This window comes from Sphingobium limneticum, from assembly GCF_008710155.1.
Lineage (GTDB): Bacteria > Pseudomonadota > Alphaproteobacteria > Sphingomonadales > Sphingomonadaceae > Sphingobium > Sphingobium limneticum.
Genome location: NZ_VYPZ01000094.1, coordinates 1 through 888 on the forward strand (window position 1 = coordinate 1; position 888 = coordinate 888).

An 888-nucleotide genomic window follows, 5' to 3' on the forward strand; every position below is an offset into this window, starting at 1 on the left:
ACCCTCGTTCGTTCACCTTTGAATACATCAACAGACCCAGCAGAGCTAACCTCACCTACATGCCCGATGCGGGCGGTGCGAGGGTGCCGAGCCATGCTACGAGCGCCAAGATACCAATCACGCAGGTTGTCTCGACCGCCAGGCTGACCCGCAGCGTCATAAGCGCTCCGTCATGATCGTTCATGGCAATCGAGCGTTCGAAGGCCGGCGTGAGGCGGAACCGATTAAGCGACGCGAGTCCCAGCATCGCTGCGAACAAGACCAGCTTGGCGAGCAGCAGCAAGCCGTAGAGCGTCGTGCCCAAGGCCGTGAAATTGGCTGGGCCCACGAGCAGCCAGCTGTTGATCAAGCCGGTGATCACTAAAATGGCAACCACGAGCGTGCCCACCGCCCCGAAGCCGTGCAGCGCCCGATGGGTAAGCTGAAGGTGCGCGGCATCGATCGCCTCGGCGCGGCGCATCATCAGGAGAAGCAATCCGAACAGTGCGCCAACCCATATACCGCCTGCGAGGAGATGGAGAATGTCCGCGCCCAGGTGAAGCCATCCGGTGCTTCCCTCGTCCATGGCACCGTGCCCGTTCCACGCGAGTGTCGCCAACGCCGTAGCGGCGGCAATCATGGCCATCGCCAGCCATGATGCTCTGCCTCGCGCCAGTAGGACCGCGCCCCCGGCAATGACCAGCGCTACCATGCGCACCTTCCAGGCGGAGCCAACCGGTGGCCCTCCGAGCAAGGCAGCCACCGCGGCCTCGTCGACCGGCCAGAATGGAGATCCGGCCATCGACGAGGCCATGAGGATCAGGCCAGCGGCTGAGAGCAGCAACCCGAGCACAGCACTTCCCGAAAGCCAAGGCCGCAGAGCGATTGCATCCTCGCGCTCGCCGAGCC

At 64.0% G+C, this 888-nt stretch carries 1 protein-coding gene; it reads right to left on the reverse strand.

The window, feature by feature from the left end:
• Window positions 1-55: 55 nt before the first annotated feature.
• A partial coding sequence (copD, locus tag F4U94_RS24110) for a copper homeostasis membrane protein CopD (protein WP_150412357.1) occupies window positions 56-888 on the reverse strand: 833 nt, incomplete at its 5' end.